A 20,673-nucleotide genomic window follows, 5' to 3' on the forward strand; every position below is an offset into this window, starting at 1 on the left:
ATGGAGGACTGTGAATGACCCTGGAAACCTGGCTGCTGTTCAGCGGCGCTGCACTGATCGTGATCCTGATTCCCGGCCCGCTGTCGCTGCTGATGATCAGCAACAGCCTCAACTACGGCCTGCGCCGCTCGTACCCGGCGTTTTTGGGCGGCGTGTTTGCGTCGATCTGCCTGTTGAGCGCTTCGGCCTTGGGTCTGGGGGCCTTGTTGCTGGCCTCGGAACAGCTGTTCAGTGCCTTGAAGGTCGTCGGCGCAGCGTACCTGTTCTACCTCGCCTGGCAGAGCTGGCAGCAATCGCGCCAACCGAGCCAGGGCGCCGTCGTGCCTGCGGCCGCGGCGACACCCCGGTTCCGCACGCTGTTTGGCCGGGCTTTTGTACTGGGTGCCAGCAACCCTAAAGACATCCTGTTTTTCGCGGCCTTCCTGCCGCAGTTTCTCAATAGCCAGCAGCCTTTCCTGCCACAGTTGTTGACCATGATCGCCACCTGGACGGTGCTCGACCTGCTGTGCAAGCTGGCCTACGGCCTGGGTGCCCATGGCGCCGCGCGGTATTTGCGCAGCGGTTCGGGCCAGAGCTGGTTCAACCGCATCAGCGCCGCGCTGTTCGGCGGCGCCGGCATAGCGTCATTGATCAAAGCTCCGCTGGCCTGATGAAGTAGATCGTGGGCGGATTAACGTTCTGCACGCCCGCGATCAGCTTGACCAACCGCCCCTCGTTCGACGCCTCCATGACTCGCCGATACAACGCTGGATACACCTGGCTTTTATTCAAGAACCAGTCGTTGGAAAGTAGCCGTTCACTGCCCAACTTCATCGCCACGCTTTTTCCGTCCAACCAGCGGGGCACGACATAATAGAGCTTGTCGGAGGCTGGATGTGTCGCCAAAAGATGGGGGTAACGAGGCGCATAGACAAGCTTCAGGCGTTCTACGTCAAACCCTTGTAGCTGCAGAATCCGGCTGACCTCGTCGAGGCTAACGACCACACGCTGTGCGGTTACCCCCTTCTGACCTTTGAGTTTGATGAACAGTGAACGGTCAAACGTTGACGGGAGATTGAAATCCATGCGTTCGAAACCGCCAACCTGCCCGTCTACGCCCACATAGATACTGGTCGGTCTACGTCGCCGAATAGGTCGCAACATTCTCATCAAGTCATCCGTGCGCGCCGTTTGCCCTGGCCCCTCAGGCCGCCACTCGTCCAGGGTTGCGCGAAGCCTTAACAAGCGCGTGCTCGTCAGTGCGGGTTCACCGGGATCAGCCAACTCGACCAACCTGCGCGCGGCATATCTTGCGCTGGCGGCTGTGAGGTCCGGGAACCTGGCACTGACCGAGGCTGACAATGGCTCACTGAACAGCGACTCCCTTGCGGTCCAGCGCAGGTCCTCGCCATAGGTGAACAGCACGGGTTGAGGGGTGGTACCGTCCCCTAACCGCATACTGATACTGTCGATACTGTCGATCAGGGACCCTGGCGGCTTGAGAAACAACACGTCGGGATGGGACTGCGAGCCGCTGGGCAGCGTTTCATAATACCGCTCACCCACTTTAAGGCTCGGCTGGCTGACCTCTTCGATCGTAAACACTTTGCGCGGGGGCGTAAGCTCCACCGCTTTGCGCGAGCCCTGTGGTTGACCCCACTCTCGCCAGGCGCTCGTCAGGTTTCGCGGGCGCCTGCCCAGTTGCTCAGCCGACGCAATGGGCGGCGACACCCAACTGACCGGAACCTTCGAGGGGGGCAGTGTGTGCTGCCAAAATGGCTCGACCCTTGAGCTTGGCCCTGGCTGTGGCTCTGGGGCATCGGCCCCCAACAGCCATTGGCGCGGCTCCTTGATGTTCAGAATCAGTTCATTTTCCCCAGGTGTTCGCGCGTTCTTGAAGCGCAGTTGCTGTTCGCCATCGCGCTGATACACCTGGTAGCGTTCGCCCTTGGCGTCGGTGACGAATTGTTCGCCTTTTTTAAGCAAAGAGCCTTTGTTGACCGGCCCTTTCAATTCAATCGCATCACTGGCCAGCCCAGATAGTTTGTAAGGCTCCAGGCCCTTGAAGGTCATGGGGGATGAAGGTGGCCGCAACGATAACTTACTGTGAATATGCTGGCGTCGATGCAATTGTTTTAAGGCCACTTTCAACGGCCTTACGGTTACCGACTTCAGAGGTTTAGGGACGGGTCCGGTCTTGAACGGGGCGAACGTCAGGGCCACATCCAACACAAGCAGATGAATAGCAATCACAAGGTCAACGCCATCCCCGGCCTCGCCGCTTTGATAGAGACGTCGCGCGGCCAACAGAACATCATGCAGCAGCACGCCTATCGACACGAAGGGGATCATGGACAACAGCCCCTTGATCGTTTGAGTCTTTTGCTCGGCAAATCGCCATAGACGATAAACCTCCAGAGTTGCCTGGGAGTTCGACTCGGCGCGTCCCTGGCGCTGCACCTTGAGCACCTGTGCGTGGGCCAGCGCTGCGACCATATCGCGTGCGTCGGTATCGGTGATACCCAACCACTGCGTAGGCATGACTTCCTGTTGTTCACGGATCTCCAGCTCAATCTCACTGAGTGCCGTGGCCGGAAATACCCGCTTGCTTTTAAACCAGCGATACAGATGCCGGGCAATGAATAACTCCTTCGGCTCGGTAACCCCCACCAAGGCAAACATCCGCAGCTGCTCCAACATGCTGCGCCAGAGCGTTTCGGGGGTGATTACGGGGGTGATTACGCCCGGATAACTGGCGAGCGCTTGCGTCTCTGAGCCAGGAGCAATGTATTTCGCAAGCTCGGCAATGTTCTCTTGCGCCTGCCAGTGCCTGGTCAGCGTTTCACGTAGCGCGTCGAGGCTGGCGTGCTCCGAGAGCGCCGGGAAACTCGTTGCAGCGGGCCAGTAACAAACACAGCGCTGCATCTGGGGATCCTGAATCACCACGATCCCGGCAATATGACGCGCCCAAGGTACTGTCACCGCCTCAATCCTGAGGAAACACAGGCGCAGTGGCGAGGAGGCGCCATGTTGTCTGGCTATTGCGCGGCTGAACAACTGTTGCCCTTCCTCGCTCAGCTTGAGCTGTTGGGCACCGATCAGGTCTATTGTGGCCTGGCGTCGTACCGGCCTGCGCAACAGTTCATGGCGCAGTGGCGAGGCGGTGGCGGCCTCTGCGATATCGCCCTCACCGTAGCAAACGCTGATGATTTTTCGATCGTACTGGCCGCCGATATCCAGGGCGGCGATGGTCTTGATCAAATAGTCCGCGCTCAAACGCGCCTTCCAGGCCGGGACGAGGTACCGCATGTGTTTCAGGCGCCAGGCGGTCCAGGGCGCTTCGGGGTCGAGGTTAGTCAGCGCGAGCTGCAAAAAACTGTAGGTAGTACGTTCCTTGCTGACCACGGTTTTCGGCCCTGCCTCACCGGGAAGACGCTCCGGATGGCCAACCCAGACTTTGCTCACATCATCAGGAATGTCGAACAGTGGCTGATCGATATTCAACTCCGGATAGAGCCCATCCTGGGTCAACTGCTGGATCAGCAGTGGACGGGCGAAGTGCTCCACATTCCCCAGGGCTTCCACTAGCTGACGCTGCAGGTTCAGCGCACTGCGTTGCTGGCGATTGACCAACCGCGCGTGCCGCCTGCTGCTCGATGCCGGCACCTGGGCGTACCAGGCCGGCATTTTGGTTGCCAGCTTGGCGCTCGCCATGAGCATTTGCAGGTTGTTCAGAGCCACCTCCCTGACATCGTGATCCGGCACTTGCAGGCTTTGGGCAACCTCGGCCGCCAAGAGGGTCGTTGCCAACGTGGCGTCGCTGACCTCGGTAAATACCCGTTCGCCCGCCACGATTTTCTGGCGTGCGTCAGCGAAGCCTTTGATCTGCTCCTTGAGGCCGGCCAACAGCACATCGCCACTGATCTGCGCGAAGTGTAGGGTGACCGCCTCGTTCGCGGGCAGGCAACGGACCCAACTGCGCGCGGCATTACGCTCGGCACGCCCGATGCATTGCCACAGCGGGCTCAGTTCACGTGCCATGAAACTGGCCTGCAAATACTGCGTCAAAACGGCCAGGGATTTGAAGCGTTGCAGCCCGCCCTCCAGGCCCGGCATGTACAACAACACCGCCTGATGGACCTGGTCCGGGGCACCGGCCACCACGAACACGCCCAGCAATCGGAAGCTTGGCTGCACGCCGCCTCCCATGACCACAGACAGCACCCGGCCCTCATCGACGCCGCGCACTTGCAACGGTTTTTCCACCACCGCCCTGACCCGCGCCAGCAGCTTATCGCCAATGAATTTGAGCCGGTGCATCAACTGCGCCTCATTGATCAAGGCTCCACCGCGCGCCGCCAGCAGGCGCTCCTGCCGGCTCGGCACACCGCTGGCAGGGTCCACCCAAAATGCCTCGTCATCCAATCGATGTTCATAGCCTTCGAGCAAGGTCGAGCAATGCTGACGTTGCTCCAGCCATTGCTTGTGCAAGGCAGCGAACGCCTTATAGTCCGCGGTTTCCTCACTCGGTTTGTCGTCATCGAGCAAACGCATCAGTGCCCGTTCATACTGCCGCTGTTTCTGCTCGCGGATACGCAATGGCAGGCTGTGGGACAGGCTGGCGAAGCTGATGTGCGACTGCCGCTCGTGCTGGTCGCGGCTAAGCAATTGCGCCAACACTGCATTTAAGCCAGCCGGTATGCACAGCAGCCTGCGCCCCTCTTCCACCTGCAATAGACGCTCTACCGGTTGCATGTAGGCGCCTTTGATCGCGTCGCTGGGAAACAGATAAGCAATGTTGATATCCAGCAAGGTCGCCATCTCGTTGTCCCACTGCACGTGCAAGAGCGCCTTGGCACTATGTTCGAGCGCATGGCTATCGATCAGCGGGCCCAACTGCACTGCCGCCATGGGCAGCGCGGAGGATGCGGTGACATCGGGCAATTCATGGCGCCTGCGCAATGCCAGCAACGGCCACAATGAGTGTGCCTGCGCCGTCACCAGTTCAGGGAAGCGACTCTGCCAGGCCTGTTGCGTGTCGAACTCATAAAACAGCGTGTCCAGGCCCGGCAAGAGCAGCACCTGTCGGGTGTGAGCAGGGTCCGCTTCGTAGTACAGATGCAGCGCGCCGCTGAAAGGAATAGTGGCGCCGGACTTGCCTGGGCACACCACTTGCGCCACCCGCAGATCGGCGTGCAGGCCTCCCGCCCGCGTACGTTGCTCAGCGGTCGGCGCCTCGATCATCGTCATGACCATTGCTAATCCATCATCGGATAACTGGCTGAGTCCGTGAGCCAGCAGCGCCTGATCGCCGACTAATGAGAGGTACAAATCACACCAGTACTGCTCGCGCGTACCCAGTCGATCTTCAGCCAGCACTTGCCAGAACGCCGGCGCCGCGGACTCGATGCGCGCCAATAGATCCACCTTCAGCACCCGGCTCAAGGCCTCGTCGGCCAGTGACCTGGACTCACACGCCCGTTGACTCAGCTTGCCCTCGCGGACACAGGCGCGCTCAGCCAGCAAACGCATCACCGTATTGGTCAGGCTGCGGCGCCAAGGCGCCTCACCAGGGGCCAAGGGCACATCGAGCAACAAAGAATCGGGGTCCATTTGAAAGGTGTCGCGCAAGGTCTGGCGAATCAGGCGACTGATACGTGGCGCGCGGACCTGCATCCGTTGCAGCACATGCGCCTGGTTCGCGCACCGTGCGTGGGCGAGGTAAAGCTCATTGAGGTGGCGGCTGGATTTGACGGTAGCGTTGAGGCGGTCAAGCAAGAGGGTGCTGCGCAGTTGAGCATCAGCCGATAGCAAGGGTTCAGGTCCCATGTCCAGGTCCATTTTTTCTGAAAAAAAGAGACTAGGCCGCTGGTGGGACCCGTTGGGATTACATAGTTGACGGTCGAAAAAAAGCCCGCAGTGTGCGCGGGCGAAACCAACGAAGAACATGTGGGGGGGTGAAGCGAGGTGACGGCTCAGCTACCGCGATAGGTGGAGTAGCTGTAAGGCGAAATCAGCAGGGGCACATGGTAGTGGTCCTGCTCGGCGCTGATACCGAAACGCAGGACCACCACATCGAGAAAAGCCGGCTCCGGCAGTTGCACACCACGGGCACGGTAGTAGTCGCCGGCGCTGAATTGCAGCTGGTATACACCGCTGCGGTAGGCGTCACCTTGCAGCAGCGGCGCGTCGCAACGGCCGTCACTGTTGGTCACCGCGCTGCCCACCCGTTCAAGCTGTGCGCCTTCGACGCGGTACAGCTCAACCTTGATCGCGCTGCCGGGGCAGCCGTGTGCGGCGTCCAAAACGTGTGTGGTCAAGCGTCCCATGGCGTCTACGTGCCTCCCGAAGTCAGTAGAAGAGAAATCCGCACTTTTTCAGGGCAGCGAAAAAGCCGGCGAGCATCAATTAAGACACTTTTTAAAAAAATTGTACACAATAAATTCAACAGCATTCTCACCCACCGTAGGAACGAGCTCGCTCGTGAAAAACGTCAACGATAACGTGAGCTTTCAGGATGAAAAGTGGCGCCCTCAGGTTTTTTGCAAGCAAGCTCGCTCCTACAGTGGAGTTTTTCGCCTTTAGCTGACCAGTCAGGCAAGTTTCTTGCAGAGGTTGGCAAAGAGACCGTTCAGAAAAAATGCAGAAATGCAGGCTTACAAAGTTTGCGATAAGTTGTATACAATCACTCATCGCTGTGACGCCAACCAGTCTTTTCACTGCCCGGCCGCCACACTTACTTGCTACCACGAACAAGAAGGAAGACTGCAGTGAGCGCTGACTACCCACGCGACCTGATCGGTTACGGCAGTAACCCTCCTCATCCCCACTGGCCGGGCAAGGCACGCATCGCGCTGTCTTTCGTACTCAACTACGAAGAAGGCGGCGAGCGCAACATTTTGCACGGCGACAAAGAATCCGAAGCGTTCCTCTCGGAAATGGTCTCGGCCCAGCCGCTGCAAGGCGCGCGCAACATGAGCATGGAGTCGCTGTACGAATACGGCAGCCGTGCCGGCGTGTGGCGCATCCTCAAGCTGTTCAAAGAATTCGATATCCCACTGACCATCTTCGCCGTGGCCATGGCCGCCCAGCGCCACCCGGATATAATCCGCGCCATGGTCGCCGCCGGCCATGAGATCTGCAGCCACGGCTACCGCTGGATCGACTACCAGTACATGGACGAGGCCCAGGAGCGCGAGCACATGCTCGAAGCCATCCGCATCCTCACCGAACTCACCGGCGAGCGGCCACTGGGCTGGTACACCGGGCGCACCGGCCCCAACACGCGGCGGCTGGTGATGGAGGAAGGCGGCTTCTTGTATGACTGCGACACCTACGATGACGACCTGCCCTACTGGGAACCGAACAACCCGACCGGCAAGCCGCACCTGGTGATCCCCTACACCCTGGACACCAACGATATGCGCTTCACTCAGGTGCAGGGTTTCAACAAGGGCGATGACTTTTTCGAGTACCTCAAGGACGCGTTCGACGTGCTGTATGCCGAAGGCGCCGAGGCACCGAAGATGCTCTCCATTGGCCTGCACTGCCGCCTGATCGGCCGCCCTGCCCGCCTGGCGTCGTTGAAGCGCTTTATCGAATATGTCAAAGGCCACGAGCACGTCTGGTTCACGCGTCGCGTCGACATTGCCCGCCATTGGCAGGCAACCCACCCCTACACGGGAGCGGCGAAATGACTGCGTTCCAGACCTTGAAACCGTCGACCCTGGGTCGCGATGAGTTTGTCGCTGCCTTCGCCGACATCTACGAACACTCGCCATGGGTGGCCGAAAAGGCCTTCGACCTGGGCCAGGATGCGTCGATCGACCAGATCGAATCCCTGCACCAGCGCATGAGCGATATCCTGTTGAGCGCCGATCATGCCAGTCAGCTGGCCCTGATCAACGCTCACCCGGACTTGGCAGGCCGTGCGGCCGTCCAAGGCCAACTCACCCAAGCCAGCACCGATGAGCAAGCTGGCGCGGGGATTCACCAATGCACGGCCGAAGAGTTCTCGCGCTTCACCGAGCTGAACGATGCCTACAAGGCCAAGTTCAAGTTTCCCTTCATCATGGCGGTAAAAGGCAGCAACCGGCATCAGATCCTGGCCGCGTTCGAAACGCGTATTCACAACTCGGTGGAAGCCGAGTTCAAATGCGCCCTGGCCGAGATCAACAAGATTGCGTTGTTCCGTTTACTGACCCTCTAAACGACCATCCCCAGCCACTCCATTTAAGGCAGACAAGAAGAATGAAAGCGCAACCCGTACCTTTCGAGAAGTTCGTCAACCTGGCCGACGCCCGCCTGGGCACCAAGATCATCTCGGTGACCGATGACTGGTTCGCCGACGCCAACCGCCTGTTCCAGCCGACCCCGGCCGTGTGGAAGGAGGGCGTTTTCGATGACAACGGCAAGTGGATGGACGGCTGGGAGTCGCGCCGCAAGCGCTTCGAAGGCTACGACAGCGCCGTGATCCGCCTGGGCGTACCCGGCTCGATCAAAGGCGTAGACATCGACACCTCATTCTTCACCGGCAACTTCCCACCGTCGGCCTCCCTGGAAGCCTGCTTCCTGGCCTCGGGCGAGCCGGATGCCAACACCCAGTGGGTGGAAGTGCTGTCGGCGGTCGAGTTGCAAGGCAACAGCCACCACTACCACGAAATCAACAACGACCAGGCGTTCAGCCACCTGCGCTTCAACATCTACCCGGATGGCGGCGTAGCCCGTCTGCGTGTGTACGGCGTGCCGTTCCGCGACTGGTCTGCGGTGGGCGACAACGAACAGGTCGACCTGGCTGCCGCGTTGAACGGGGGCCGTGCCCTGGCCTGCTCCGACGAACACTTCGGCCGCATGAGCAACATCCTCAACCCGGGCCGTGGCATCAACATGGGCGACGGCTGGGAAACCGCGCGTCGTCGTACACCCGGCAATGACTGGGTGATCGTCGCGCTGGGCCACCCGGGCGAGATCGAGAAAATCATCGTCGACACCCTGCACTTCAAGGGCAACTACCCAGACACCTGCTCGATCCAGGGCGCCTTCGTCAAGGGTGGCACCGACAGCCAGATCGAAACCCAGTCGCTGTTCTGGCGCGAACTGCTGCCGGCGCAGAAGCTGGAAATGCACGCCGAACACACCTTCGCCGAGCAGATCAAGGCGCTGGGGCCGATTACTCACATCCGCCTGAACGTGTTCCCGGATGGGGGCGTGAGCCGCCTGCGGGTTCTGGGCAAGGTTTCGAAGTAAGCGGTGCCCCCCTGTGGCGAGCGGGCTTGCCCCGCGTTGGGCTGCGAAGCGGCCCTGAAACCAGGCACCGCGTTGTAACTGTAGAAACGCGGTGACCTGATTGGGGCTGCTTCGCAGCCCAACGGGGGGCAAGCCCCCTCGCCACAAAAGCAGAACAAACAACACAGAATCCGGATAAGAAGACAGCCATGCGCACACTGATGATCGAACCCCTGACCAAAGAAGCCTTCGCCCCTTTCGGAGACGTTATAGAAACCGATGGCAGCGATCACTTCATGATCAACAACGGGTCGACCCTGCGCTTTCACAAGCTGGCAACGGTAGAAACCGCACAGCTTGAAGACAACGCAATCATCAGCATCTTCCGCGCCGACGCGCAGGACATGCCGCTGACCGTGTGCATGCTGGAGAGACACCCGCTGGGCAGCCAGGCTTTTATCCCGCTGCTCGGCAACCCCTTTCTGATCGTGGTCGCGCCACTTGGCGATGAACCTGTATCGGGCTTGGTCCGCGCCTTCGTCACCAACGGCAGGCAGGGCATTAATTACCATCGCGGCGTCTGGCACCATCCGGTGCTGACGATCGAAAAGCGGGATGACTTCCTGGTGGTTGATCGCAGTGGCACAGGCAATAACTGCGATGAGCATTTTTTCAAAGAGGATGAGCGGTTGATCCTCGCCCCCCACCAATAAGAGAAGGTCTGATCACCCGACAACAAGGGTGACAGGCGAGAGGTAAAGACTGTGGAAGCACATCTGTTGGAATGGCTGAACCTTAGCGTGCGCTGGGTTCACATGATCACTGGCGTCGCGTGGATCGGCGCTTCCTTCTATTTCGTCTGGCTGGAAAACAACCTTAATCGCGTCAACCCCAAGGACGGCCTGGCCGGTGACTTGTGGGCGATCCACGGTGGCGGTATCTACCACCTGGAAAAATACAAACTGGCCCCGCCGACCATGCCGGACAACCTGCACTGGTTCAAATGGGAAGCCTACTTCACCTGGATGTCGGGCATTGCGCTGCTATGCGTGGTGTTCTATTCCAACCCGACCTTGTACCTGCTGGCCCCGGGCAGCAGCCTCAGTGGTCCGGAAGGCGTACTGCTGGGCATCGGCTCATTGTTCGTCGGTTGGTTCATCTACTCCTTCCTGTGCGACTCGGCCCTGGGTAAACGCCCTGCCCTGCTCGGCTTGATCCTCTTTGTGCTGCTGATTGCAGCCGCCTACGGTTTCAGCAAAGTGTTCAGCGGCCGTGGCGCCTACCTGCACGTCGGCGCGGTGATCGGCACGATCATGGTGGGTAACGTCTTCCGCATCATCATGCCCGCCCAGCGCGCGCTGGTGGCGGCCATCGCCGAGAATCGCACACCCGATCCGGCACTGCCGGCCAAGGGTCTGCTGCGTTCACGGCACAACAACTACTTCACTTTGCCCGTGCTGTTCATCATGATCAGCAACCACTTCCCGAGCACCTATGGCAGCCAATACAACTGGCTGATCCTGGCCGGGATCGCAGTGGCGGCGGTGTTGGTGCGGCACTACTTCAACACCCGCCATAACAGCCAGAAATATGCCTGGACCCTGCCGGTTGGCGCATTGGCGATGATCTGCCTGGCCTACGTGACCGGCCCGAAACCGGTGGCGACCGCGCCGGAAGTGGCCAAGGCACCTGCGGCCATCGAGTACCAGCCATTGCCGGAAACGGCGTTGGGCGGTGGTCTGAAACCGGCCGCCCCTGCCGCACCCGCTGCAGAACCGGCACCTGCCCCTGCCCAAGCGACGATTGATTTCGACAAGGTGCACGGGGTCATCCAGGAGCGCTGCGCCGTGTGCCATTCGGCCAAGCCCACCAGCCCGCTGTTCAGTACTGCACCGGCTGGCGTGATGTTCGATACCCCGGCACAGATCCAGCAGCAGGCCGCGCGCATTCAAGCGCAGGCCGTGGCCAGCCAGATCATGCCGCTGGGCAACATTACCCAGATGACCCAACAGGAGCGGGATTTGATTGGCACCTGGATCAACCAGGGGGCCCGCACTAACTAGCCCCCACTGTAGGAGCGAGCTTGCTCGCGAAAATCGTCAACGATAACGCGCACATCCTGAATGAACGCGGTGTCCTTGAGTTTTTCGCGAGCAAGCTCGCGCCTACAGAAGTTGCGAACAGCTCCAAATGGCAATTGAATGCCAAACAACACAAAAATAAAAAAGATCCGAGGTGTTGCATGTCCCAGTTAGAACCGCAGACTCCTGCCGTGCCCGCGATGGTGCGGCTGCCCCTCTTGCAACTGATTCTGGTTGGACTGCAACACGTCTTGCTGATGTACGGCGGCGCCGTCGCCGTGCCCCTGATCATTGGCCAGGCCGCGGGCCTGAGCCGTGAAGAAATCGCCTTTTTGATCAACGCCGACCTGCTGGTCGCCGGCATCGCCACCATGGTGCAATCGTTCGGCATCGGTCCGGTGGGCATCCGTATGCCGGTGATGATGGGCGCCAGCTTTGCCGCCGTTGGCAGCATGGTCGCCATGGCCGGCATGCCCGGTATCGGTTTGCAGGGCATCTTCGGGGCGACCATCGCCGCCGGGTTCTTCGGTATCCTCATTGCGCCCTTCATGTCCAAGGTCGTGCGTTTCTTCCCGCCGTTGGTGACCGGTACAGTGATTACCGCCATCGGCCTTTCGTTGTTTCCCGTGGCGGTGAACTGGGCCGGTGGAGGCAACGCCGCCGCCACCTTCGGCTCGCCGATTTACCTGACAGTGGCCGCGCTGGTACTGGCTACCATCTTGTTGATCAACCGCTTCATGCGCGGCTTCTGGGTGAATATCTCGGTGCTGATCGGCATGGCGCTCGGCTACGGCCTGTGCGGCATGATCGGCATGGTTGACCTCAGCGGCCTGGCCCAGGCGCCGTGGGTGCAGGTGGTGACGCCGCTGCATTTTGGCATGCCCACATTCGAACTGGCGCCGATCCTGTCGATGTGCCTGGTGGTGGTGATCATTTTTGTCGAGTCCACCGGCATGTTTCTCGCGCTGGGAAAAATCACCGGCCAGGAAGTCACGCCAAAGATGCTGCGTCGCGGCTTGCTGTGTGATGCCGGTGCGTCGTTCTTTGCCGGTTTCTTCAACACCTTTACGCATTCCTCGTTTGCACAAAATATTGGCCTGGTGCAAATGACCGGCGTGCGTTGCCGCTCGGTAACGCTGATGGCCGGGGCGTTTTTGATTGTGCTCAGCCTGCTGCCCAAGGCCGCCTTCCTGGTCGCTTCGATTCCACCGGCGGTGCTCGGTGGCGCGGCCATTGCCATGTTCGGCATGGTCGCGGCGACTGGGATCAAGATCCTGCAAGAAGCCGACATCGCCGACCGCCGCAACCAGTTGCTGGTGGCGGTGAGCATCGGCATGGGCCTGATCCCCGTGGTACGCCCGGAGTTCTTTGCGCAGTTGCCGCTGTGGATGAGCCCGATAACCCACAGCGGGATTGCCATGGCCACCCTCAGCGCGCTGTCGCTGAACGTTTTGTTCAACATCCTGGGCGGCTCTGAACGACCCGCAGTCGCCCATACGCACTGATGCCCCTGTCACGACAACACCCACAATAAAAACAATAACGAACAGGGAACACCCCCATGCACGCCATTCACCCGGGGCCGGCCACAAGCCGCGCCCCATTCTCGCCCCGCGCGCTCGCTAACAGCGCACTTGAGCCAAGGCCAGAGAGCCAGTATTCTCCGCGCCCGCTCGAATCGACTCAAAAAAAAACAGCGAATGTAAAAGCTGACTGCAGGGCCAACTTATCCAGGCCCACTGTCTGCGGCCAACGTGCACAAAAAACCTCTGGCTTCGACTGCATCAAGTGCAGCCGAAGGCGTTTTATTGGCTTTTTGAACACCTTGGCGCAGCTCTTGCTAAAAGCACTAAAGCTGACCAAACAGACGATTTTTGCAGCAAACCAAAAGGCGCCACACCAGAGCGCCTGCGTAGAAGAACAACCATAAACTTTGACTCGGGAGCAACCGAATGAAACCTATGTTCAAAGGCCTGATGTTGGCAGGTTCCCTGCTGGCCGGCGGCCAAGCTGTAGCTGGCGATTTGTTGCAGTGGCAGAACAACAGCCTGACGTATCTATGGGGCAAGAGCTTCACCATCAACCCTTCGATCCAGCAAACCTTGACCTTCGAACATGCCGACGCCTGGAAGTACGGCGACAACTTCCTGTTCGTCGACCGCATCTTTTACAACGGCAAGGAAGACGGCAACCTCGGCCCCGATACGTACTACGGCGAGTTCAGCCCGCGCTTGTCGTTCGGCAAGATTTTCGACAAGGACATGTCGTTCGGTCCGATCAAGGACGTATTGCTGGCACTGACTTACGAGTTCGGTGAAGGCAATAACAACGCCTACCTGATCGGCCCGGGTTTTGACCTGAATGTGCCCGGCTTTGACTACTTCCAGTTGAACTTCTACCAGCGCCACCCGGCAGGCGATCGCCCGGGCAACAACATCTGGCAGATCACCCCGGTATGGTCCTACACCATTCCCGTGGGCAGCTCCGATGTGCTGATCGACGGCTTCATGGATTGGGTGGTCGATAACGACAAGAATGCGCGCGGCACCTACCACGCCAACCTGCACTTCAACCCACAGGTTAAATATGACCTGGGCAAGGCGCTGCACTGGGGCGCCAAGCAGTTATATGTCGGTTTCGAATACGACTACTGGAAGAACAAGTACGGGGTTGAAGACAGCGGTGCGTTCAGGACCAACCAGGACACGGCGAGCTTCCTGGTCAAGTACCACTTCTGATTGAACGCTGCACATAATTGAGGGAGGGGGCTTGCTCCCGATAGCGGTGGACCAGCCAACACTGGGCTCTCGGGGGCAAGTCGAATCGTCGTAACGCCCCTCCCACATTCAGACCGGGTTAAGGCCAAGAAACCTCGCCAGTTCCTCGCGCTTGGCCAACGCATCCTTGCGGCCCAGCTCAATCAACTCGCTGCAATACCCCGCCTCGAACAGCAAGTAACTCAACACCCCCGCCCCACTGGTCTTGGTCGCACCCGGCCCGCGCAAGAACACACGCAACGCCGCCGGCAACTCTTGCCGATGCCGCGCCGCAATTTCATCGATCGGCTGGCTGGGGGCGATCACCAACACTTCCACCGCCGCCAGCCCAGGCGCGACATGGCTGAAATGGTTCAGGCGTTCCAACAGTTCGATGTCACCTTCCAAGCTGTCGATGAACGTGCTGTTGAGCAGATGCCCACCGATCTGCGCCAGGGTGGGTTCCTGGCCGGTGTAGGTGCGCTGGGTCGAGGGTTCATTGCCCCGAGGGTTGCCGCTCACACCCACCACCAATACCCGGCTTGCCCCCAGGTGCAAGGCCGGGCTGATAGGAGCCGACTGCCGCACCGCACCATCACCGAAGTATTCCTGGTCGAGTTTGACCGGCGCAAACAGCAAGGGAATCGCCGAACTCGCCAACAGATGCTCAACCGTCAGTTGGGTCGGCACGCCGATACGGCGATGGCGTAGCCAGGCCTCAATGGCGCCGCCGCCTTGATAGAAGGTCACCGCTTGCCCGGATTCATAACCGAAGGCCGTGACCGCAACCGCATGCAGATGTTGCTTTCGGATAGCCTCGTCGATGCCCTGCAAATGCAGTTTATCGTTGAGTAAATCGCGCAGCGGCGAGCTGTCGAGCAGCGCCACCGGCACCTGGGCGCCAATGCCCAGCAGGCTGTGGATCGTGAAGCGACCGGCCTGGCGGATCACCCCAGGCCAGTCGCTGCGCAGCACCAAGTGGCTGCGAAAGCCCTGCCAGAATGCGGTCAGGCGTTGGATCGCGGCGGTGAAGTCAGTGGCCCCGCTGGCCAGGCTCACCGCATTGATTGCCCCCGCCGAGGTGCCGACAATCACCGGGAAAGGATTCGGCGCCCCCGGCGGCAACAACTCGGCAATCGCTGCCAGGACCCCCACCTGATACGCCGCTCGCGCCCCGCCGCCGGAAAGAATCAAGCCTGTGACCGGTTCAGCTGGGCGCATTGCGTCACTCCATGTGGGAAAAGATAGGGCTACCGACGGCGCTTTTCGTACAGCTTAGCCTCACCCGGTGGCCGGCTCTTGAAGCGGCGATGGGTCCATAGGTATTGCTCGGGGCACTCACGCACCGAGGCTTCGACCCACTGGTTGATACGCAGGCAGTCGATCTCATCGGTCTCGCCAGGGAAGTCGGTCAACGGCGGATGGATCACCAGGCGGTAGCCGCTGCCATCGGCCAGGCGCTCCTGGGTGAATGGCACCACCAGCGCCTTGCCCAGGCGCGCAAACTTGCTGGTGGCCGTCACGGTAGCGGCCTGAATGCCGAACAGGGGCACGAAGAGGCTTTGCTTGGCGCCGTAGTCCTGGTCCGGCGCGTACCAGATGGCGCGGCCCGAACGCAGCAGTTTGAGCATGCCACGCACGTCGTCGCGCTCCACCGCCAGGGAGTCGAGGTTATGGCGTTCGCGGCCACGGCGCTGGATAAAGTCAAACAGCGGGTTGCCGTGTTCGCGGTACATGCCGTCGATGGTGTGCTTCTGCCCGAGCAAGGCCGCGCCGATTTCCAGGGTAGTGAAGTGCAAGGCCATCAGGATCACGCCCTTGCCGTCCAATTGCGCCTGCTTGAGGTGCTCCAGCCCTTCGACATGGGCCAGCCGCGCCAGGCGCGGCTTGGGCCACCACCAGCTCATGGCCATTTCAAAGAAGGCAATGCCGGTGGAGGCGAAGTTTTCCTTGAGCAGTTGTTCGCGCTCTTTAGCGGACTTTTCCGGGAAGCACAGTTCAAGGTTGCGCGCAGCAATGCGGCGGCGATCGCCGGCCACGCGGTACATGCCCGCGCCCAGCAAGCGACCAATGGTCAACAGCACCCGGTACGGCAACTGGGTGATCAGCCACAACAGGCCGAGCCCCAGCCATAGCAGCCAAAAACGCGGGTGAAGAAATACAGCTCGAAAACGCGGGCGATCCATTACAGATTCCGGTAAAGACAGGGCCGCGCATTCTACAACGGTTCGACTCGGCTTGCGGCCAGTGAGTGTTCTCGTTATAAGTCTCGACACTTTTCGTGACAAGCCGCTTTTGCCGACCATGAGCCAAACCGAACCGCTAGACCAAGATCCCGTGTTCCAGCTGAAAGGCAGCATGCTCGCCATCACCGTGCTGGAACTCGCCCGCAACGACCTCGACGCCCTGGACCGCCAACTGGCTGCCAAGGTCGCCCTGGCGCCGAACTTTTTCAACAACGCGCCGCTGGTGCTGGCCCTGGACAAACTGCCAGCCGGTCAAGGGGCAATCGATTTGCCCGGCCTGATGCGCGTGTGCCGCTCCCATGGCTTGCGTACCCTGGCGATTCGCGCCAGCCGTATCGAAGACATTGCCGCCGCGATCGCCATTGAACTGCCAGTACTGCCGCCCTCCGGTGCCCGGGAGCGTCCACTCGACCCGACCGAAGGCGAAGTGAAGAAAAAACCGGAAAAACCACCGGAGCCGACGATCAAGCCTACAAAGATCATCACCTCCCCCGTACGCGGCGGGCAGCAGATTTACGCCCAAGGTGGCGACTTGGTCGTAGTCGCTCCGGTAAGCCCGGGGGCGGAACTTCTTGCCGATGGCAACATCCATGTATACGGCCCTATGCGCGGTCGTGCACTGGCTGGCATCAAGGGTGATACCAAGGCGCGTATTTTTTGCCAGCAGTTGACCGCTGAGCTAGTGTCCATCGCAGGCCAGTACAAGGTTTCAGAAGATTTGCGCCGTGATCCGCTGTGGGGGGCCGGGGTACAAGTCAGCCTGTCGGGCGATGTGTTGAACATCATCCGTCTTTAACGGATACTGCCGCATTTTCCAAGCATCTCTAGACTCTGATAGCACAGCGAAACCGGCAAGACTTGCGTAGGAACAATCGGAAGTTGGCGTTTCCCCGCGGAAATCACATCTTTTTCCTACAATGGCTGTCCGCCTGCAGCGAGTTCCAAGAGATGTTTTTCAGGGACTGAAAAGTCCTTTTTCCTTAGGGGTGAAACACCTTGGCCAAGATTCTCGTGGTTACATCCGGCAAGGGTGGTGTGGGTAAGACCACCACCAGCGCCGCTATCGGTACCGGCCTCGCTCTGCGCGGCCACAAAACAGTCATCGTCGACTTCGACGTCGGTTTGCGTAACCTCGACCTGATCATGGGCTGCGAGCGCCGCGTGGTGTACGACTTCGTCAACGTGGTGAACGGCGAAGCCAACCTGCAACAGGCCCTGATCAAGGACAAGCGCCTTGAAAACCTGTACGTGCTGGCCGCCAGCCAGACCCGTGACAAAGACGCGCTGACCAAAGAAGGCGTAGGCAAAGTCCTCGCCGAGCTGAAAGAAACCTTCGAATACGTGGTATGCGACTCCCCGGCCGGTATCGAAACGGGTGCTCACCTGGCGATGTACTTCGCCGATGAGGCCATCGTGGTGACCAACCCGGAAGTCTCCTCGGTACGTGACTCGGACCGCATGCTGGGCCTGTTGGCCAGCAAGTCCCAACGCGCCGAAAAAGGTGAAGACCCGATCAAGGAACACCTGTTGCTCACCCGCTACAACCCTGAGCGCGTCAGCAACGGTGAAATGCTCGGCGTTGAAGACGTGAAAGAAATCCTCGCAGTGACCCTGCTGGGCGTGATTCCGGAATCCCAGGCCGTGCTGAAGGCATCCAACCAGGGCGTCCCGGTGATTCTTGACGACCAGAGCGACGCCGGCCAGGCGTACAGCGATGCCGTTGATCGCTTGCTGGGCAAGACCGTGGAACACCGCTTCCTCGATGTTAAGAAGAAGGGATTCTTCGAGCGTATCTTTGGAGGCAACTAAACAATGAAATTTCTCGACTTCTTTCGCGCCAACAAAAAGCCAAGTACCGCGTCGGTAGCGAAAGAGCGTCTACAGATCATCGTGGCGCACGAACGCGGCCAACGCAGCACGCCGGACTACCTGCCAGCCTTGCAGAAGGAATTGGTCGAGGTGATCCGCAAGTACGTCAATATCGGCAACGATGACGTGCATGTCGCTCTGGAAAATGACGGCAGTTGCTCGATTCTGGAACTTAATATCACCCTGCCTGATCGTTGATCGAAAGGGCGGTCGCCACGGCGGCTCGGTCACCTTGATCCCTTTTGGGGAACCGGGTGGGCGAGCCGCCGTTGGCGTTTGTTACGAGGCTGTTTAATGCCGCTGTCCAACATCCATATCCTGCACCAGGACGACGCCGTCCTGGTGGTAAACAAGCCGACCCTGCTGCTCTCGGTGCCAGGTCGCGCCGACGACAACAAGGACTGCCTGATTACCCGCCTGCAGGAAAACGGTTACCCCGAGGCCCGCATCGTCCATCGACTGGACTGGGAAACCTCGGGGATCATCCTGCTGGCCCGGGATGCCGATACCCACCGCGAGCTGTCCCGTCAGTTTCACGATCGCGAAACCGAAAAAGCCTACACCGCCTTGGCCTGGGGCCAGCCGGCACTGGACAGCGGCAGCATCGACCTGCCCCTGCGCTACGACCCGCCGACCAAGCCGCGCCATGTGGTAGACCACGAGTTCGGCAAGCACGCGCTGACCTTCTGGAAAGTGCTGGAACGCTGCGGTGATTGGTGCCGCGTGGAGCTGACGCCGATTACCGGGCGTTCGCACCAGTTGCGTGTGCACATGTTATCGATCGGGCATCCGCTGCTCGGTGATGGCCTGTATGCCCACGAACAAGCCCTCGCCGCCTGGCCGCGCCTGTGCCTGCACGCGAGCATGCTCAGCTTCACCCATCCGCAAAGCGGCGAGCGTGTGCGCTTCGAGTGCCCTGCACCGTTCTAAAGCTGTAAACACCGTCAAATGTGGAAGGGGGCTTGCCCCGACAGCAGTGGGTCAGTCAACCTGTACAGTGACCGGCACTCCGCCATCGGGAGCAAGCCTCCTTCCTCATTTGTTCTGTGCACTTCTCACCACCGGACGGTAAACTCCGCGCATTGCTGTCTGGAGCTATTTATGCGCGAAGCGTTGAATCAAGGCCTGATCGACTTCCTCAAGGCCTCCCCTACTCCTTTTCATGCCACTGCCGCCCTTGCCCAGCGCCTGGAAGCGGCCGGTTTCCAGCGTCTCGACGAGCGCGACACCTGGACCACCGAGGCCAACGGTCGCTATTACGTGACCCGTAACGACTCCTCGATCATTGCCTTCAGGCTTGGCCGCCACTCGCCGCTGCAGGGTGGCATTCGTCTGGTCGGTGCCCACACCGACAGCCCTTGCCTGCGGGTCAAGCCCCAGCCGGAGCTGCAACGCCAGGGTTTCTGGCAGTTGGGTGTGGAAGTCTACGGCGGCGCATTGCTGGCGCCGTGGTTCGACCGCGATTTGTCCCTGGCCGGCCGTGTCACCTTCCGCCGCGACGGCAAGGTCGAAAGCCAGCTGATCGATTTCAAACTGCCGATCGCCGTCATTCCCAACCTGGCCATTCACCTCAACCGTGAAGCCAACCAGGGTTGGGCGATCAATGCCCAGACCGAGCTGCCGCCGATCCTGGCGCAATTTGCCGGCGATGAGCGCGTGGACTTCCGCGCCGTACTCACCGAACAGTTGGCTCGCGAGCATGGGCTGAACGCCGACGTGGTACTCGACTACGAGTTGAGCTTCTACGACACCCAAAGCGCCGCGGTCATCGGCCTCAATGGTGACTTCATCGCCGGCGCACGCCTCGACAACCTGCTGTCGTGCTACGCCGGCCTGCAAGCCCTGCTCACCAGCGAAACCGATGAAACCTGCGTGTTGGTGTGCAACGACCACGAAGAAGTCGGCTCCTGCTCCGCCTGCGGTGCCGATGGCCCGATGCTGGAACAGACCCTTCGCCGTCTGTTGCCCGAGGGTGACGAATTCGTACGCACCATTCAGAAATCACTGCTGGTATCGGCTGACAACGCCCACGGCGTGCACCCGAACTACGCCGAGAAACACGATGCCAACCACGGCCCGAAACTCAACGCCGGCCCGGTGATCAAGGTCAACAGCAACCAACGCTACGCGACCAACAGCGAGACCGCCGGGTTCTTCCGCCACCTGTGCATGGCCCAGGAAGTGCCCGTGCAAAGTTTCGTGGTACGCAGCGACATGGGCTGTGGCTCGACTATCGGTCCCATTACCGCCAGCCACCTGGGCGTGCGTACCGTGGACATCGGCCTGCCGACATTCGCCATGCACTCCATTCGCGAACTGTGCGGCAGCCACGACCTGGCGCATCTGGTGAAGGTCTTGGGTGCGTTCTACGCCAGCCGCGATTTGCCCTGATATTGCACAATGTGGGAGGGGGCTTGCTCCAGATGGCGGTGACTCAGTCATAGCGATGTCGATTGACACTCCGCTATCGGGAGCAAGCCCCCTCCCACCGTTTGATTTCCATTGACTTGGGATCAG

The 20,673-nt window shown here is 60.2% G+C and carries 18 protein-coding genes; 14 read left to right on the plus strand and 4 right to left on the minus strand.

Features of this window, described 5'->3' with window-relative positions; all coding sequences use genetic code 11:
* Positions 1–14 precede the first annotated feature (14 nt).
* Positions 15–650 carry a LysE family translocator gene (locus M5B43_RS20395; protein ID WP_248751804.1) on the plus strand — a complete coding sequence of 212 codons (636 nt, stop codon included), beginning with the start codon at positions 15–17 and terminating at the stop codon, positions 648–650.
* On the opposite strand, the gene M5B43_RS20400 is transcribed toward M5B43_RS20395, so the two are convergent.
* Positions 631–5,808 (minus strand): DUF6543 domain-containing protein, encoded by a 5,178-nt coding sequence (locus M5B43_RS20400; RefSeq protein ID WP_248751805.1) that lies wholly within the window; start codon positions 5,806–5,808, stop codon positions 631–633. The genes M5B43_RS20395 and M5B43_RS20400 overlap by 20 nt on opposite strands.
* 146 nt (positions 5,809–5,954) lie before the next feature.
* Positions 5,955–6,308 carry a hydroxyisourate hydrolase gene (uraH, locus tag M5B43_RS20405; RefSeq protein WP_248751806.1) on the minus strand — a complete coding sequence of 118 codons (354 nt, stop codon included), beginning with the start codon at positions 6,306–6,308 and terminating at the stop codon, positions 5,955–5,957.
* A 441-nt stretch (positions 6,309–6,749) separates the two neighbouring features.
* On the opposite strand from uraH, the gene puuE reads away from it, so the two are divergent.
* The 8 genes from puuE (at position 6,750) to M5B43_RS20445 (ending at position 14,023) form a co-directional block, all read left to right on the plus strand.
* Positions 6,750–7,676: an allantoinase PuuE gene (puuE, locus tag M5B43_RS20410; RefSeq protein WP_248751807.1), complete on the plus strand. Its 927-nt coding sequence runs from the start codon at positions 6,750–6,752 to the stop codon at positions 7,674–7,676.
* Entirely contained in the window at positions 7,673–8,188 is a 516-nt protein-coding gene (gene uraD / locus M5B43_RS20415) for a 2-oxo-4-hydroxy-4-carboxy-5-ureidoimidazoline decarboxylase (RefSeq protein ID WP_248751808.1), read from the plus strand. The genes puuE and uraD overlap by 4 nt, the downstream gene beginning before the upstream one ends.
* A gap of 41 nt (positions 8,189–8,229) precedes the next feature.
* Positions 8,230–9,225, plus strand: coding sequence for an allantoicase (alc, locus tag M5B43_RS20420; RefSeq protein WP_248751809.1), 996 nt, complete (start codon positions 8,230–8,232; stop codon positions 9,223–9,225).
* A 188-nt stretch (positions 9,226–9,413) separates the two neighbouring features.
* Positions 9,414–9,917: an ureidoglycolate lyase gene (locus tag M5B43_RS20425; RefSeq protein ID WP_248751810.1), complete on the plus strand. Its 504-nt coding sequence runs from the start codon at positions 9,414–9,416 to the stop codon at positions 9,915–9,917.
* A gap of 51 nt (positions 9,918–9,968) precedes the next feature.
* Positions 9,969–11,267, plus strand: coding sequence for a urate hydroxylase PuuD (locus M5B43_RS20430; protein WP_248751811.1), 1,299 nt, complete (start codon positions 9,969–9,971; stop codon positions 11,265–11,267).
* 179 nt (positions 11,268–11,446) lie between these two features.
* Positions 11,447–12,790, plus strand: a complete 1,344-nt coding sequence (locus M5B43_RS20435) for a nucleobase:cation symporter-2 family protein (RefSeq protein ID WP_248751812.1) — start codon at positions 11,447–11,449, stop codon at positions 12,788–12,790.
* Between the two features lie 56 nt (positions 12,791–12,846).
* The gene (locus M5B43_RS20440; protein ID WP_248751813.1) at positions 12,847–13,215 is read left to right on the plus strand and encodes a hypothetical protein; all 369 of its coding nucleotides are present in this window, start codon (positions 12,847–12,849) and stop codon (positions 13,213–13,215) included.
* A gap of 22 nt (positions 13,216–13,237) precedes the next feature.
* Complete coding sequence (locus tag M5B43_RS20445; RefSeq protein WP_248751814.1) at positions 13,238–14,023, plus strand: outer membrane protein OmpK; 786 nt, start codon at positions 13,238–13,240, stop codon at positions 14,021–14,023.
* 108 nt (positions 14,024–14,131) lie between these two features.
* Here the strand turns inward: M5B43_RS20445 and M5B43_RS20450 are convergent, their stop codons facing one another.
* A complete protein-coding gene (locus tag M5B43_RS20450) occupies positions 14,132–15,262 on the minus strand; it encodes a patatin-like phospholipase family protein (RefSeq protein ID WP_248751815.1) in 1,131 nt (376 codons plus the stop codon).
* 29 nt (positions 15,263–15,291) lie between these two features.
* Positions 15,292–16,227 carry a lipid A biosynthesis lauroyl acyltransferase gene (locus tag M5B43_RS20455; RefSeq protein WP_248751816.1) on the minus strand — a complete coding sequence of 312 codons (936 nt, stop codon included), beginning with the start codon at positions 16,225–16,227 and terminating at the stop codon, positions 15,292–15,294.
* Between the two features lie 118 nt (positions 16,228–16,345).
* Here M5B43_RS20455 and minC point away from each other — a divergent pair, with 118 nt between their 5' ends.
* From minC to M5B43_RS20480, 5 genes are all read left to right on the plus strand, one after another.
* Complete coding sequence (gene minC / locus M5B43_RS20460) at positions 16,346–17,083, plus strand: septum site-determining protein MinC (RefSeq protein WP_123717557.1); 738 nt, start codon at positions 16,346–16,348, stop codon at positions 17,081–17,083.
* A 200-nt stretch (positions 17,084–17,283) separates the two neighbouring features.
* Positions 17,284–18,096 (plus strand): septum site-determining protein MinD, encoded by an 813-nt coding sequence (gene minD, locus M5B43_RS20465; RefSeq protein WP_003209098.1) that lies wholly within the window; start codon positions 17,284–17,286, stop codon positions 18,094–18,096.
* 3 nt (positions 18,097–18,099) lie between these two features.
* The gene (gene minE, locus M5B43_RS20470) at positions 18,100–18,354 is read left to right on the plus strand and encodes a cell division topological specificity factor MinE (protein ID WP_003175252.1); all 255 of its coding nucleotides are present in this window, start codon (positions 18,100–18,102) and stop codon (positions 18,352–18,354) included.
* A 96-nt stretch (positions 18,355–18,450) separates the two neighbouring features.
* On the plus strand, positions 18,451–19,086 hold the full coding sequence (locus tag M5B43_RS20475; RefSeq protein ID WP_248751817.1) for an RluA family pseudouridine synthase: 636 nt from the start codon (positions 18,451–18,453) through the stop codon (positions 19,084–19,086).
* A gap of 171 nt (positions 19,087–19,257) precedes the next feature.
* Entirely contained in the window at positions 19,258–20,547 is a 1,290-nt protein-coding gene (locus M5B43_RS20480; protein WP_248751818.1) for a M18 family aminopeptidase, read from the plus strand.
* Positions 20,548–20,673 lie beyond the last annotated feature (126 nt).

Origin of the sequence: Pseudomonas sp. MWU15-20650, assembly GCF_023242475.1 — a bacterium.
Classification (GTDB): Bacteria; Pseudomonadota; Gammaproteobacteria; order Pseudomonadales; family Pseudomonadaceae; genus Aquipseudomonas.